Origin of the sequence: Bacillus sp. PSXD-155 (assembly GCF_049310765.1) — a bacterium.
Classification (GTDB): domain Bacteria; phylum Bacillota; class Bacilli; order Bacillales; family Bacillaceae_G; genus Bacillus_A; species Bacillus_A cereus.
The window spans coordinates 123,689-139,153 of sequence record NZ_JBMOWC010000001.1 but is presented as its reverse complement, the minus strand read 5'-3'; the positions used below and the strand labels follow the sequence as shown (position 1 = coordinate 139,153).

Here is a 15,465-nt window from a genome sequence, read left to right as displayed (position 1 = left end):
AATCGTTTAAATATTTTGAGGGGGGTTCTAATGGTAAGTCTAGAACTCTTCTTTTTTATTCTTACAATATATTTTTTATAGGAAAGCTAGAAGGGATGAAAATTTTGGACAATCAACATAACCAAAATCATATTATGGGAACTTTGCAATGGTTTATATTTTTATTAGCAAATTCAATCGCACTACCAATTGTCGTTGGCGGATTATTTCATCTTACGACGGAAGAAATATTTTATTTAATGCAGCGTACGTTTTTTGTAGTTGGTATATCTTCTTTTTTACAAGGCTGGCTTGGGCATAGACTGCCAATTGCGGATGGGCCGGCTGGATCTTGGGTTGGTGTATTTACCGTACTTGCTTATGCAACGGCCGGACAGGATCAATTACATAGTACACTGCAAATTTTAGAATTAGGAATGATAATCTCCGGTGTTATTTTAATAGGATTAGGAGTAACTGGTTTTATAGGACGTATTTTATTTTTATTTACGCCGCTTGTGACAGGGACGTTTTTACTTTTATTATGTTTACAATTAAGTGGTGTATTTTTAAAAGGAATGTTAGGAATTACAGCTACTATTTCTCAAATCGACGGATTTACAGCAATGATCGCGTTTAGTATATTTTTGTTCGTTATTATACTATCTAATTTCGGAAAAGGCTTTGTCAAAAGTTATGCAGTTTTAATAGGATTAATTAGTGGGTGGATTATTTTTCTCATTGCAGGAAAAGTGACAATCCCATCTCAAGTAACTCATTTTGTGCAACTTCCACATATATTTGCTTGGGGACTTCCAAAATGGAATACAGGTATGGCTGTGTCAAGTTTCGTTATGGTATGTATTTTAGTTTCGAATACGGTGGCAGCTATTATAGCAATTAATCAAGCAACTATTCATAAAGCGACTATTGAACAAAAACAGTTGAAAGATGGAACATGGGTTGGGGGGATTTCACATATCATCTCTTCTGTATTTTCAACTGTAGGTGTCGTTCCGTTACCAGCAACGGCAGGATTTATACGTTTAACAAAACAAAAGTATATACGATCGTTCTTAATGGCATGTGCGTTACTAGTCGTAATGTCTCTTTTTCCAAGTATTATTCGTTACTTAGCATCTTTACCATCTGCTGTCGCATCGGCTGTTTTAATGGCTTCGTTCGTACAGTTAATTGGAATTGGATTTAATAATATAAAACAAGTGCCGATGAGTGAAAGGAATGTAACGATTTTAGGCGTTGCAGTATTATTTGGCAGCGGCGTTATGTTTTTACCGTCTGGAGCACTTCAATCCTTGCCGTCTGTTATGCAATATATATTCGGTAATGGTTTATTTGTAGGTACGGTTGTAAGTATATTGCTAGAACAAATATGGCGCGTTGGAAAGTAAGTGGATAAAAGGAGTGTACGCACTGTATAAAAGTCTAAAATAACATAGGAAATAAAGCCCATTTTCATTCACCACCTGCACATTTCGTTCATACAATATCTTGACTAAATAAACACCCAACTTACACATACACAGCTCTGGCTTAAGCAAGGAGGGTTATACCAGTTGAAGGAAAAAGCGTATCAATCTAAACCTTTACTCACAAAGAGAGAAAGAGAAGTATTTGAATTACTGGTTCAAGATAAAACAACGAAGGAAATTGCAGGTGAACTTTTTATAAGTGAAAAGACAGTTCGCAACCACATCTCAAACGCAATGCAAAAGCTAGGGGTTAAAGGACGTTCACAAGCAGTTGTGGAGCTTCTTCGTATGGGAGAGCTCGAACTATAAGAAAGCAGCCGACTTTTTATACAAAGAGTCGGCTATTTTTTTGTTTGCTTCACTTGCTATATGAATGATAAGAACACTCCATACATAAATAGGTAATAAGGAGGGGATATGTTGAAAAGGATACTGTTAGTTTCAACAAGTGCTCATGATATGAATGGACACCCGACTGGTTTGTGGCTTGAAGAGCTCGCAACTCCTTATCATTTATTTAAAAAGGCTAAGTTTGATGTTGATATTGTGTCAATAAAAGGCGGGAGAGTACCTATAGATAGAGTGTCTATTCCGAATGGTATACCTCGCGAATTCAAGCATGTAGCTTCTTTATTACAAAATACGAGGCCGATTTCAAATGTTCATTTCTCGGATTATGATGCGGTTTTATTTGGTGGTGGGCACGGGGCGATTGTAGATTTTCCAGGCAATCCATATGTAGCAAATTTGATTGAGAATATGTATAACAATAACCGGATTGTAGCGGCTGTTTGTTACGGAGTAAGCTCCTTAGTCGGTGTGAAAAATAAGGATAGCTCGTTTTTTGTTGCCGGTAAGCGTATAACAGGTTATACAAACGATGAAGAAAAAGCTGTACATTTAGAAAAGCGCGTTCCGTTTTTGTTAGAAAGTAAGTTGAAAGAAGAAGGAGCTTTGTTTTATGTAGCGCCTAATTTTACGCCGCATGTGGTAGTAGATGGGCATTTAATTACAGGGCAAAATCCACAGTCGAGCGTGGAAATAGGTAAGGCTATAAAAAGGGCTGTAAATAAATTATAGAAAAAGTACCCGCTACTAACAAAGGTAGTGGGTATTTTTATCCTAAAATTCCCCCCTCAAAATTGGTTTGTAACCGTCCAGTTGGTGATAATGGATTCTAGTTCTTTATGTATAGTATATGAAAATGTAATAAACTAAAAAAGCATAATGAGTATAATAACTTCATTTATAATCATTCGTGAATTTGCTATACTATTTTGTATGGACAAAAGGGGAGGCTCTTTTAAATGAGAAAAGTCGCATGTGCAAATACTTATATTAATAAAATAAAGCCCGTTATTAGAAAGACGAGTTTTAGCCAATTGAAAATAGATGAAATTGCGAAATATATGGATATTAGTAAAGCTACTTTATATAAACGTTTTTCTTCGAAAGATGAAATTATTGAGGCGGTAGTAGAGGATTTTATGAATTATCTACTCGAAGGTGATGCGGATAATCAAGATGAAAGCATGTCTTTTGCAGAACGTTTCCAAAAGACGTTTATCCACTCTTTAAAATGTGTGACATATATTTCCGATGTTTTTTTGCAAGATTTGAAAGAAGCATATCCGCATTTGTCAGATCAATTAGTCGCTGCACAACAAAATCGTAATCATAATTTGCAAATGTTTTTTGAAGCGGGTATGGAACAAGGTTATTTTAATAAAATGAATGCACAATTATTTATGGTACAAGATGATGTGATGTTACGACGTATTATAGATCATTCTTTTTGTATTCAGTACGATATTACTTTAAAGAAAGCAATACTTGATTTTTATCAATTAAAGAAGTATCAACTTTTTAAACCAGAGTATATAGAAGCAATTGATGATTCTGAAATTGAAAAAGAAGTTATTGCTATTTTGCAAATGATTTCGTAAAAAAGCAGATCTCCCTTAATAGAGGGAAATCTGCTTTTTTTAGTACATATTATTTTTGCAACTGTTTTAATACTAATTCGGCTACTGGACCACCTGAAGCTGGGTTTTGACCAGTGATAACACGATTATCTTCTAGAGCAAAAGCTTCCCAAGGCTGTGCAGCTTTTTCGTAAAGTCCTCCATTTTTAATGAGTTCATCTTCTGTTAAAAATGGAACGAATTGATCTAATTCAGCTAATTTTTCTTCTTCATTTGAAAAGCCTGTTACCTTCTTACCGCTAATTAAACGATCCCCATTACTTAATGTAATATGAAATAAACCAGCAGCTCCATGACAAACGGAAGAAACAATACCGCCGTTTTCATAAATATTGCGGCTAATATTTTGAAGTTCTTTATTTTCTGGGAAGTCCCAAATAACCCCGTGACCACCTGCGTAATAAATAACAGCGTAGTCTTCTGGATTCACTTCACTTGGTTTCATTGTAGAACCGAGGCGATTCATAAACTCTTTCTTTTGGTACCATTCCCAATCGATGCTCTCCGCCATTGCTAAACTATGTGGATCAATTGGTGTATAACCGCCTTGTGGACTGACGTAATCAACTTCGTAACCCGCTTCTTCTACTTTTTTTACGAAATGTACAGCTTCACCGAGCCAAAGTCCGGTAGCCCTATTTAAATTTGGGTATTTTTCTACGCTTGTTAATACAACTAACATTTTTTTCTTCATCATAATTCTCCTATAATGTCTCTTCTATATAAAAGTTCTGTATTCGTTTCATTTTATTAAGTTAAAAAATGCAAATTTGAATAATCATGCCAGTCCTCCTTATATCAGCTTCGAAATTAGTGTATAATAACTTTTGAACAAAGTAAACTAAAAATACTAAATTAGTTTACTTTGTATGTTTTTCGTTGACAAACTGTAATGCTGAAACTATGATAGTTCCATGAATATCGAACAACATATGTGTTTCGTTTCGAATCCAATTTATCGCGCGATAAATTAGCACCATTTATACATTTAATGAAGTTGTTTAGTGGTGATACAACATTTAAATAACTTCATTTTTTTATCTATAGTTTGATAGTTTTAAAATTGCAATCAGGAGAGTGTTACACATGGGGAAAGATATAAGTAACCATTCGAAATGGTTTGTTTTTACATTATGTTTTATTGTTTTGTTAGGACCGATGAACGCTGTGTTATTTAATGTAGCGCTAGAGGATATTGCTAATGATTTATCAATTAGTCAATCGAAAGTAAGTTGGGTTGTAGTAGGGTATTCTTTAGTCGTCGGTATCGGTTCGATGATATATGGAAAACTGGCTGATCGTTACAGTGTAAAAAGGCTATTAATTATTTCTATTATCATATTTGTAGCTGGTTCTATTGTTGGGTTTGTAAATCAATCTTATGAGATTATCATTTTCGCAAGGCTAGTGCAGGCGAGCGGAGGAGCAGCGTTTATTGCGCTTAGTATGATTGCGGTGGCTAAATTAGTTGCTCCAGCTAAAAAACCGGGTGCGTTAGCAATGATTAGTTCTTCTATTGCATTAGCGGTTGGTATTGGACCTTTAGTTGGTGGGGCAATTACAAATACGTTAGGGTGGCCGTATTTATTTTTATTTATGGTTATTTCAATGGTTGGTATTTTCTTGCTCGTAAAATTTATGCCAGAAGAGGTGCAACATACCGATGAAGTGTTCCACTTTGATTTCATTGGAGCATTTTTATTATTTGTATTGATTACGACCGTTTTATTAGGAGTGAACATTAATAGTTGGCTTTTTGTGTTATCTGTTGCTTTCCTATTTTTATTCAAGGCTCATATGAAGAGAGCAGAGTCGCCGTTTATTGATATTGAGTTGTTTACAAATAAACCATTACTGCGTTTAATAGCGGTCGGATTTATCATTAATGTGGCGTTATGTGCTAGTTTATTATTATTACCATTACTGTTAGGAAGAGGGCACGGATTGTCTCCGTTCGTTATTGGAATTGTATTGTTTGTTGCATCTCTCTTTGGTATTGTATCTAGTTTTATTACCGGAAAGATTATTCCTGCGTTTGGGAATGTGAGGATGATGTATGTAGCGTCTGTAGTTATGATCATTGGCTTTTTAATTTTAGGGATTATTCCAGACGGGAACTTACTCTTTATTTTATTTGCGGTTATTTTAACATTTATGAGTTATTCGGCAATTCAAGTATCATTAAACACATTTATTCCGAAAACATTAAATCCAGCTAAAGTTGGAGTCGGCCTTGGTTTATATAATTTAATTAACTTTTTCGGTATGGCATTCGGACCAGCTGTAGCAAGCAAAATTATGGAATCTACAAATAGTTATCGATTGAATTTTATTTTGATCGTCATTTTAATTTCTGTTCATTTCGTCTTATTAATGGGAATGTCTTCTTTTCAAAAAAAGATGGAGCAATGAATATGCATTTTATATAGAAGAAACCGACTTTCTTATAGAAGGTCGGTTATTTTTCTATCTTGCAAATTATGAAAAAAAGGAGCAAAATAAAAAAGGTCCTAGTCTATACATGGGCAAATGAAAATTTTCATACAGAAGCATTTGAAGTGAGCGAACTTAAAGTGTGTAAAATATAATGATAGACATAAAAGATGATGAATGAGAAAACGGGTGATGAAGTTGAATAGAGCAATCGGTGTTATCGATTCAGGAGTTGGCGGTTTAACAGTAGCGAAGGAATTAATTCGTCAGTTGCCGAAAGAGCGTATCATATATTTAGGAGATACAGCACGTTGTCCTTATGGTCCACGTTCTCGAGAAGAAGTGCGTCAATTTACGTGGGAAATGACGGAGCATTTACTAGATTTAAATATTAAAATGTTAGTTATTGCGTGTAATACAGCAACTGCAGTTGTATTAGAAGAGATGCAAAAACAATTACCAATTCCAGTAGTAGGAGTTATTCACCCAGGATCACGTACAGCTTTAAAAGTGACAAACACGTATCACGTTGGGATTATTGGAACGATTGGAACGGTGAAAAGTGGTGCATACGAAGAGGCGTTAAAGTCTATTAATAACCGTGTTATGGTAGAAAGTTTAGCTTGTCCACCTTTCGTTGAACTTGTAGAGAGTGGGAATTTCGAAAGTGAAATGGCGTATGAAGTTGTAAGAGAAACGCTGCAACCACTGAAAAGTACCGATATTGATACACTTATATTAGGGTGTACACACTATCCAATTTTAGGACCTGTTATTAAAAAAGTAATGGGAAATAAAGTACAACTAATTAGTTCTGGTGATGAAACAGCACGTGAAGTAAGTACAATCTTATATCATAGTAAAATGTTGAATGAAGGAGAAGAACAAAGCGATCATCTCTTCTTAACAACGGGAAAAATAGGCTTGTTTAAAGAAATTGCATCAAAATGGTTCGGTCAACCGATTGAAAATGTGAAGCATATTCATTTAGAAAAAGAATAATAGTAGAATTCATATAGGTGAGCTCCTGAGAAATCAGGAGTTTTTTGTTTTATCTTGCTATTTGCTGGGCAGTTAGACCCTCCACTGATTAAAGTTTCACTTTATAAGAGGCACAGCTTGTTCTAAAATGTGAAACGGCTCGTATACATAATAGTACAAACTTAGATTTTAGGGGGGAATGGCATGCCTAAATCCACTTTTAAATGGGTTGTTGGTGCTACTGTGAGCGCTGTTTTACTAACAGGGTGTGGCTTTATAAATCAGGAGAAAGCAACTGAACAAATTGATCCGCCAAAACAAGTTACGTATACAGAGGGTGGGAAGAAAGAAGTAGCTAAAAAAGATAAGCAAGGGCAAATGGTAAATAGAGAACTATACCTTGTTGATAAAAATGGTTATGTTGTACCACAAACGTTAGCTATACCTACCCCGAAAGCAAATGAGACTGTGAAGCAAACGTTAGAATACCTTGTGAAAGATGGACCGGTAACGAATTTATTACCGAATGGGTTTCGTGCAGTCATTCCGGCGAATACAACGATGACTTTAGATTTGAAAAAGGACGGGACGGCAGTTATTGATTTCTCTAAAGAAATGAAAAACTATGCGAAAGAAGAAGAGCGTCAAATCATTGAATCTATAGCGTGGACGTTGACGCAATTTACAGAGATAAAACAAGTGCAGTTCCAAATAAATGGTGAGAAATTGGCGAAGATGCCGGTTGCTGGTACACCGCTTGGTGAAGGAGTGAGCCGTGCAAATGGTATTAACTTCGATGATGAACAAGTAGCAGATGTAACGAATACAAAACCAGTCACACTATATTTCATGGCGCAAAATAATAATAAACAGCAATACTACGTACCAGTCACACGCCGCGTTGCGGAAGGAAAAGAAAATGATTATGCAGCAATTATAGATGAACTTGTAAAAGGTCCGATTCATCAATCGCTCCTGAATGATTTTAATCCAGGCGTTAAGCTTATTACGAATCCGAAATTACAAGACGGAAATCTTACATTAAACTTTAATGAAAATATATTTGTAAACCCAGATAAAAATATGATCTCAAATTACGTATTGAAGTCGTTAGTTTTATCTTTAACAGAAAAGAAAGGTGTGAAAAATATTTCTATTGAAGTGAATGGAAAAGCAAATCTTATAGATGAAAAGGGCGGAAAGTTAATAAAACCTGTAGATCGTCCAGAAAACGTGAATACAGGTAGTTTTTAATCTTGAATAATTTGATATACTTAAGTAAGAAAGGAGAATTGCTTTTTGGGTTCTCCTTCTTTTATTGTATACATATCATACATTTAAATTTGGCTATACTAACGAGTAGTAATTAAGAGGAGGTTATTTTTATGCGAGTAGATGGTAGAGAGAAAACAGAATTACGCCATATACATATTCATACGAATTATTTAAAACATCCAGAGGGATCTGTATTAATTGAAGTTGGGGATACAAAGGTGATTTGCTCAGCAACAATTGAAGAGCGTGTACCACCGTTTATGCGTGGAGAAGGAAAAGGATGGGTAACAGCTGAATACGCGATGATTCCGCGTGCAACAGAACAACGTACAATTAGGGAGTCAAGCAAAGGAAAAGTAACAGGACGTACAATGGAAATTCAACGTCTAATTGGACGAGCATTACGTGCGGTAGTTGATTTAGAAGCGCTTGGCGAGAGAACAGTTTGGATTGACTGTGATGTTATCCAAGCAGATGGTGGAACGAGAACAGCGTCTATTACAGGTGCATATGTAGCGATGGTATTAGCTTTCGAGAAATTATTACAAGCAGAAAAAGTATCTAAAATTCCAGTAAAAGATTATTTAGCAGCAACGTCAGTAGGAATTGTTGAAGAGCAAGGTGTTGTTTTAGATTTAAACTATGCAGAAGATTCTAAAGCAGACGTTGATATGAACGTAATTATGACTGGAAAAGGCCAATTTGTTGAAGTGCAAGGAACTGGAGAAGAAGCGACGTTTAGTAGAGCGCAGTTAAATGAACTACTTGATGTTGCGGAAAAAGGCATTTTCCAACTGATTGATATACAAAAAGAAGCTTTAGGTGACATCGTATCTCATATAGAGTAGAGGTGGAAAGTATGAAACAAGTTGTTGTAGCGACAAAAAATATGGGAAAAGTACGTGAGTTTGCTGAGTTATTTGAGCGATTTGATTTAGAAGTGAAATCATTACACGATTTTCCTCATATTGAAGAAGTCGAAGAAACTGGTGAAACATTTGAAGAAAATGCGATCTTAAAAGCGGATAGTTTGAGTAGACAGTTGAATTCTATCGTAATTGCGGATGATTCGGGTCTTATTGTAGATGCTTTAAATGGAAAACCAGGAGTGTATTCAGCGCGTTTTGCTGGTGAACCGAAAAATGACCAAGCAAATATCGATAAAGTGTTACAAGAATTAAATGGCGTTGACTTTGAAAAGCGTAAAGCTCGTTTCTATTGTGCATTAGCAGTTGCTTTCCCTGAAGGTGATAAAAAGCCTGTCATTGTAAATGGGACATGTGAAGGATTTATCTTAGAACAACGCCGCGGAGAAAATGGCTTTGGATACGATCCGATTTTTTATGTGGAAGAATACAAAAAAGCAATGGCGGAATTAAGTTCAGATGAAAAAAATGCTATTAGCCATCGTGGCCGTGCTCTTCGTAAGTTAGAAGAAAAAATCCCGGAATGGTTTTTAGGAGAATAAGGGAGAGAGAATGATGAAAGCTTTAATCGTAAGCGATAGTCATAGCTCTGTGAAGGAATTACAGCAGTTGAAAGAGAAATATGAAGGGAAAGTAGATATCATGATTCATTGCGGTGATTCAGAGCTAACTCCTGCTCATGAAGAACTGCAAGGTTTCCATGTTGTAAAAGGAAACTGTGATTATGCTAACTTTCAAGATGAAATTGTAACTGATGTAGATGGAATTCGCTTCTTAGTAGTGCATGGACATCGCCATAATGTGAAAATGACATTACAAACGCTAGCGTACCATGCTGAAGAAGTGGGAGCGCAAGTTGCATGCTTCGGACATTCTCACGTATTAGGTGCGGAATTAATCGAGGGCGTTTTATTTATTAATCCAGGCAGTATTTTATTACCACGTCAGCGTGTAGAAAAGACATTTGCTTTATTAGAAATGGATGAAAATCAAATGGAAGTTCGTTTTGAAACGTTAGACGGACAACTAGTTGAACAAGCAGTTTTTAAAAGAGGATAAGAAAATTTATCCTCTTTTAAAAAAGGTGTTGACTTTATGTGTGGTTATACATATAATAAATATTGTCGATAGGGCAACGGCGCTAACGAAGAAAAGAAAATAACATATGCGGGTGTAGTTTAGTGGTAAAACAAGAGCCTTCCAAGCTCTGGTCGAGAGTTCGATTCTCTTCACCCGCTCCATGTCCCAGTAGCTCAGCCGGATAGAGCATACGCCTTCTAAGCGTACGGTCGGGAGTTCGAATCTCTCCTGGGACGCTAAAAAAAACCTTGTTATCTTTTGATAACAAGGTTTTTTGTTTGTCTATAAATTGATGTATGTGCAAGAGGTTTAAAAATATTATAACGGGATATATGATAATGAGTATATGCAACAGATTAAAGTGCATTAAAAAGAGCGCTTAAAAACGCTCTTTGCTAGTCAGTTATATTATTTGTTTGTTCAGGCTCATCAAATGGTTTATGCACGTATTGAAAACCATATCCAGATTCTCTTAATTGTTTACTTATAATATTATCAAACTCTTTACCATTCTAGTACGATTGAGCAGCAGTTATCGGAACTTATCCCCGGCAGTGTGTTACAATTAATAGAAGCGGAAAACGAGAATCTCCAATTGACTGGACCTGTGATTGGTTAGAGGGTTTAAGAAGGTCGTATAAAAAAGGGAGATGGCGCAAAGATGGCGAGATCAAATGAGAATGATTTAACGGAGAAATTGGCAGAAGGTCACCGAAAATATGGTGACGGCAACTTTACAGTACAGAACATTGGTGATGAAACTAACCCGAATTGGACTGTTGTAAAAAATGTGAGGAAGGGATCGGCAGGCATTCGCGAGGGCGAAGATATATTAAGACTGCGATCAAAATATATAAAATAGTACGGAAATGGCCGGAGTGGGAGTTCGAATCTCTCCTGGGGTGCTAAGAAAACCTTGTTATCTTTTGATAACAAGGTTTTTTGTGTGTTTTAAATTAGTTGTTAATAAACTTGTCAAAGACAAAACCATAATCTTTCACATTATATTGTTTCTTCGTATCAACAAGCCAGTTAAAGGCAATCTCGTTCATTTCTTTAAATTGCTCTGCTAAATTTACTTGTGCGTTTGAAATGCGGCTAAAGGCATTAGATGCCATATCTAAACTTTTATGTGCATATTGTAATGTAATATCGTTGTCGTATGAAATTTCTTCGATTTTAAGTAAAGCCTTATATAAATCTTTTAATTCTTCAATATGTTTTTTATGAACATCAATTGAGTAATGTTCATCGCCCATTTGAAACTTAATTTCTACATCTAAATCAATCGTTCCTGCAGTTTCAAGTGCTACGTTTTTAATTTGATATTTGCTATAGCTATAGCGGCGCAGTGTACGTTTTTTGCTTGTTGCGCTTGTACCGTCTAAGTGAATTAACCCTTTGTTTGTGAAGCAATATTCATCTGATTTGGATTTAATTAGAAAATAAATTTTCTCCCCATCTTCATGCATCACATAATCATCAGCATCGACCTTATCATAGTCTTTAGGTGTAATGACAGAACCTACATCGCTTAGTCCTAATACATCTGCCGCCATTTTTTTAAACATATATAATCCCCCTTGTAAATTAAATTCTTAATTGTACAAAAATATATTAACACGATTTTCACCCGTTGTTTTCTTGTAATACGAAAATATCTGAAGGTAAGTTAAGAAAAGTAACGAATAATTATTTTGATTCTAAATTATTTAGTAAATCTATTAGTTTAAGAGTCTATTCGCTGAAAAATAACCAAGAGAAAAAAGTTAATTTTGCAAGTGATTATAGAGAAATTCCGTGAAAGCACATCAAGCGATATGAGGTGTTTTTCAATCTCTTTTTGGAATCTTACAATTCTGTAAGGTAACTGTAAGGTAGTTCGATGGTAAGAAATTGCTAATCTTTTATAATGAAGATAACAACGATAAAACGAGGAGGCAGAAATGATGAAAGGATTAGTTGTAACGGGCTTAACGGTTGCTTTTGGATTTGTAGCGTATGAGAAATTAACGTATGTAGTTGATGTTGTGAAACATTTGATCGCTTAGAGAAAACAGCCATGAGAGGGAAAGGGAATGAGTGAATGAATGGAATGGTTATTTGGAATTATAGGTACTTGTAGTGTAGTGTTATTGTTCTTTGTCCCAAGTGGTATACTTAGTTCGACAACAAGTTTGTTCTTCTTAAGTTTGTTTGCTTGTACGATGCTTATTATTATGTTTTTAATGAAGCGAAGTAAACCAATCTTCTATTTTAGCATGATTGTTATGGCAATTATTGTTCTCCAAATTATTACCCTTGTAATATACCCCACAATTATAAAAGCTTTCCATTAATGATGAATCCTCTGCGCTTGTTGCTGGGGATTTTTATTTGTACAATTTTAATTTTTAGTAGAAATTTATTCGTATTGGAATGTAAAAATTAAATATTTTCATATTTAAAACAAATAGTTTAGGGATGTTGTGTTCTCATTACGCATTTGATATATTTACTTTGAACATAATTAAAATCAAGAAAAAGAGGCGGACGTATGGATAAAAAAGAAAATACGGTCGTATTGTTTCCACAACTATCAGAGCGCTATATTGATGAAGGTTTTTTAGCGCTGAAAGAGCGGGAATTCGAAGATGCATTGCGTTGCTTTGAAATATTACGTCAGTATAATGCGGAAACGGAACAAACGGAATTAGCTTCAGTTATTTGTTTACTCGAATTAAAACGTATGGAAGAAGCGAAAGACAAATGTGAACAGTTGCTTAAAACAGGAGTTGTCTTATTTGGTGATATTCTTGAAACGTACGTAACTATTTTAGTTCAAACAAATGATTATGAAGGTGTTATTGAAACTGTTGAAAAGGTTTTACAAACGAAAGATATAATGCCTGATCAAAAGGAAAAATTAGCGCAGCTTGCTTTATTTGCAGAAGGTATGCTAAATGAGGGAGACGCATCGCTAGTGGATTCAAATTTTGAATTGGATGAGTTTACTAATGAAATTTTTGGAGAAAACTTTGGACAGAAGCTAAGAGCGATTCAGCGACTTTCGTTAAAAGACTTAGATCTTGCATTACCTGTTTTAAAGAAATTTTTAATAGACGAAGAGCAGCACCCCTATTTGAAAACTTCTATTTTGTATAAAATGATAGAAAGTCAGGTAGAAGAAGAAATAGAGGTAGAAAAGTTTGGAAATACGATTAAGGTGATTCCAGCATTTACAGGTCATAATGAGGAGCAATCCAATAACATTATACATAAATTATCAAGCCGATTAGAGCAAAATTATCCCGATATATTTGAAGCAATGGTTACATATTGGAAAGAGTTGCAAATTAGCGTTTTCCCATTCGCTCTATTAATGGATAAAGAAGAGATTTGGTCAGCTGTTTTAGAGAGAATTGGAAGAAAGCGTTTCGGATTGGCTATAGATGAAGAAGAGCTTATGGCAGCATATAATATCGAATTGGAAGAGTTTCATATTGCCTATCAATGGTTATTACGTGTTGAAAGAGAAGGATATTTGCCCGTATAATTATGAAAAAGAATCGTTCAGTTCTTGAAACGAGCATATTCTATGTTATAATGTAAGGGTTGCAAAAGGCAGAAATCTGCCTGTTTGTAAGAGAAGAGAAGTGTAATTCTCTTACTTAATATGTTTCATATTATTCTCGAACAAAATATACCGTAGTTGTCTTCTGGGCAATTAGTAGATTGGAACATTATATCTGAAAGCTTTTGCTAGAGGATTATTTGTGTATTTGTTATTTCAAAAAAGAGATAATGAAGATCTTAATCTATAGAGGTATGTGCATACATTATTATAGTTGGAGGGAAAGAATAAATGTCTACAAAATGGGAAAAATTAGAAGGTAACGTTGGCGTTTTAACAATCGAAGTTGATGCTAAAGAAGTAAACAACTCTATCGACGCTGCGTTCAAAAAAGTAGTAAAAACAATTAACGTACCAGGTTTCCGTAAAGGAAAAATGCCTCGTCCATTATTCGAACAACGCTTTGGTATTGAATCTTTATACCAAGATGCTTTAGATATCATTTTACCAAAAGCATACGGTGAAGCGATCGAAGAAGCTGGTATCTTCCCAGTTGATCATCCTGAAATCGACATCGAGAAGTTCGAAAAAAATGCTAACCTTATCTTCACTGCAAAAGTTACAGTGAAACCTGAAGTTAAATTAGGTGAGTACAAAGGTTTAGCAGTAGAAAAAGTTGAAACAACTGTAACTGACGAAGATGTAGAGAACGAATTAAAATCTTTACAAGAGCGTCAAGCTGAACTAGTTGTTAAAGAAGAAGGAACTGTTGAAAACGGTGATACAGCTGTAATCGACTTCGAAGGTTTCGTTGATGGCGAAGCATTTGAAGGCGGAAAAGGCGAAAACTACTCTCTAGCAATCGGTTCTGGTACATTCATCCCAGGTTTCGAAGAGCAAGTAATCGGTCTTAAATCTGGTGAGTCTAAAGACGTTGAAGTATCATTCCCAGAAGAGTACCATGCTGCTGAATTAGCTGGCAAACCAGCAACATTCAAAGTAACAATTCACGAAATCAAAACAAAAGAACTTCCTGAGTTAAACGACGAGTTCGCTAAAGAAGCAGACGAAGCGGTTGCAACTCTTGATGAATTAAAAGCAAAACTTCGCACAAACTTAGAAGAAGGCAAAAAGCACGAAGCTGAGCACAAAGTACGTGACGAAGTAGTAGAATTAGCTGCTGCTAACGCTGAAATCGAAATTCCAGAAGCTATGATCAACACTGAGTTAGATCGTATGGTTCGTGAATTCGAGCAACGTTTAAGCCAACAAGGTATGAACCTTGAGCTTTACTACCAATTCACAGGTACTGACGCTGACAAATTAAAAGAGCAAATGAAAGAAGATGCACAAAAACGTGTAAGAATCAATCTTGTTCTTGAAGCTATCATTGAAGCTGAAAACATCGAAGTTACTGAAGAAGAAGTAACTGCAGAAGTTGAAAAAATGGCTGAAATGTACGGTATGCCAGTAGACGCTATCAAGCAAGCTCTTGGAAGTGTAGACGCTTTAGCTGAAGATCTTAAAGTGCGTAAAGCTGTAGACTTCTTAGTAGAAAACGCTGCATAATAAAATAACAAGGCACGATTTTAATCGTGCCTTGTTTTATAAATATAGAAATATATTTATAAAACTTTTCGATGGAGAAGGAAAAGTTCCTTTACAAGTCGAATATACATATTTCAAAAGTTTTAAAATTTTTTTATTTGTACATAACTAGTCATATTATTTGTATTTCTCGCCACGTAGTGACATAATAT

At 35.3% G+C, this 15,465-nt stretch carries 16 protein-coding genes and 2 tRNA genes; 16 read left to right on the top strand and 2 right to left on the bottom strand.

Annotation, left to right across the window (positions count from 1 at the left end):
• The first annotated feature begins 95 nt into the window (after positions 1–95).
• The 4 genes from ACO6VI_RS00680 (at position 96) to ACO6VI_RS00665 (ending at position 3,418) form a co-directional block, all read left to right on the top strand.
• A complete protein-coding gene (locus ACO6VI_RS00680) occupies positions 96–1,391 on the top strand; it encodes a purine/pyrimidine permease (protein ID WP_053563595.1) in 1,296 nt (431 codons plus the stop codon).
• A gap of 165 nt (positions 1,392–1,556) precedes the next feature.
• Positions 1,557–1,781, top strand: a complete 225-nt coding sequence (gene gerE / locus ACO6VI_RS00675) for a spore germination transcription factor GerE (protein ID WP_000659484.1) — start codon at positions 1,557–1,559, stop codon at positions 1,779–1,781.
• A 108-nt stretch (positions 1,782–1,889) separates the two neighbouring features.
• Positions 1,890–2,552: a type 1 glutamine amidotransferase domain-containing protein gene (locus tag ACO6VI_RS00670; RefSeq protein WP_161520054.1), complete on the top strand. Its 663-nt coding sequence runs from the start codon at positions 1,890–1,892 to the stop codon at positions 2,550–2,552.
• A gap of 227 nt (positions 2,553–2,779) precedes the next feature.
• A complete protein-coding gene (locus ACO6VI_RS00665) occupies positions 2,780–3,418 on the top strand; it encodes a TetR/AcrR family transcriptional regulator (protein ID WP_029443378.1) in 639 nt (212 codons plus the stop codon).
• Positions 3,419–3,467: 49 nt separating this feature from the next.
• Here the strand turns inward: ACO6VI_RS00665 and ACO6VI_RS00660 are convergent, their stop codons facing one another.
• Complete coding sequence (locus ACO6VI_RS00660; protein ID WP_000728514.1) at positions 3,468–4,151, bottom strand: type 1 glutamine amidotransferase domain-containing protein; 684 nt, start codon at positions 4,149–4,151, stop codon at positions 3,468–3,470.
• Positions 4,152–4,543: 392 nt separating this feature from the next.
• Between ACO6VI_RS00660 and ACO6VI_RS00655 the strand changes: the two genes are divergently transcribed.
• The 9 genes from ACO6VI_RS00655 to ACO6VI_RS00615 all read left to right on the top strand — a co-directional run bounded on the left by ACO6VI_RS00655 (position 4,544) and on the right by ACO6VI_RS00615 (position 11,014).
• Positions 4,544–5,869 (top strand): MFS transporter, encoded by a 1,326-nt coding sequence (locus tag ACO6VI_RS00655; protein WP_000513864.1) that lies wholly within the window; start codon positions 4,544–4,546, stop codon positions 5,867–5,869.
• A gap of 213 nt (positions 5,870–6,082) precedes the next feature.
• Positions 6,083–6,892, top strand: a complete 810-nt coding sequence (racE, locus tag ACO6VI_RS00650) for a glutamate racemase (protein ID WP_016512279.1) — start codon at positions 6,083–6,085, stop codon at positions 6,890–6,892.
• A 183-nt stretch (positions 6,893–7,075) separates the two neighbouring features.
• A complete protein-coding gene (gene gerM / locus ACO6VI_RS00645; RefSeq protein ID WP_001126743.1) occupies positions 7,076–8,125 on the top strand; it encodes a spore germination protein GerM in 1,050 nt (349 codons plus the stop codon).
• A gap of 131 nt (positions 8,126–8,256) precedes the next feature.
• Positions 8,257–8,994 carry a ribonuclease PH gene (rph, locus tag ACO6VI_RS00640; protein ID WP_023523121.1) on the top strand — a complete coding sequence of 246 codons (738 nt, stop codon included), beginning with the start codon at positions 8,257–8,259 and terminating at the stop codon, positions 8,992–8,994.
• A gap of 11 nt (positions 8,995–9,005) precedes the next feature.
• Positions 9,006–9,614: an XTP/dITP diphosphatase gene (locus tag ACO6VI_RS00635; protein ID WP_000815949.1), complete on the top strand. Its 609-nt coding sequence runs from the start codon at positions 9,006–9,008 to the stop codon at positions 9,612–9,614.
• Between the two features lie 13 nt (positions 9,615–9,627).
• Positions 9,628–10,131, top strand: a complete 504-nt coding sequence (locus ACO6VI_RS00630; RefSeq protein ID WP_000645488.1) for a metallophosphoesterase — start codon at positions 9,628–9,630, stop codon at positions 10,129–10,131.
• A 108-nt stretch (positions 10,132–10,239) separates the two neighbouring features.
• Positions 10,240–10,313 (top strand) — tRNA-Gly (locus ACO6VI_RS00625).
• A gap of 1 nt (position 10,314) precedes the next feature.
• Positions 10,315–10,388, top strand: a tRNA-Arg gene (locus ACO6VI_RS00620).
• Positions 10,389–10,813: 425 nt separating this feature from the next.
• A complete protein-coding gene (locus ACO6VI_RS00615; protein ID WP_000124460.1) occupies positions 10,814–11,014 on the top strand; it encodes a hypothetical protein in 201 nt (66 codons plus the stop codon).
• Positions 11,015–11,108: 94 nt separating this feature from the next.
• On the opposite strand, the gene ACO6VI_RS00610 is transcribed toward ACO6VI_RS00615, so the two are convergent.
• Positions 11,109–11,723 carry a PH domain-containing protein gene (locus tag ACO6VI_RS00610; RefSeq protein WP_000473872.1) on the bottom strand — a complete coding sequence of 205 codons (615 nt, stop codon included), beginning with the start codon at positions 11,721–11,723 and terminating at the stop codon, positions 11,109–11,111.
• 519 nt (positions 11,724–12,242) lie between these two features.
• Between ACO6VI_RS00610 and ACO6VI_RS00605 the strand changes: the two genes are divergently transcribed.
• The 3 genes from ACO6VI_RS00605 (at position 12,243) to tig (ending at position 15,274) form a co-directional block, all read left to right on the top strand.
• Complete coding sequence (locus ACO6VI_RS00605; RefSeq protein WP_001983650.1) at positions 12,243–12,491, top strand: hypothetical protein; 249 nt, start codon at positions 12,243–12,245, stop codon at positions 12,489–12,491.
• Between the two features lie 197 nt (positions 12,492–12,688).
• Positions 12,689–13,687, top strand: a complete 999-nt coding sequence (locus ACO6VI_RS00600; protein WP_000358255.1) for a hypothetical protein — start codon at positions 12,689–12,691, stop codon at positions 13,685–13,687.
• Positions 13,688–13,996: 309 nt separating this feature from the next.
• Complete coding sequence (gene tig, locus ACO6VI_RS00595; protein WP_000105215.1) at positions 13,997–15,274, top strand: trigger factor; 1,278 nt, start codon at positions 13,997–13,999, stop codon at positions 15,272–15,274.
• The last annotated feature ends 191 nt before the right edge of the window (positions 15,275–15,465 follow it).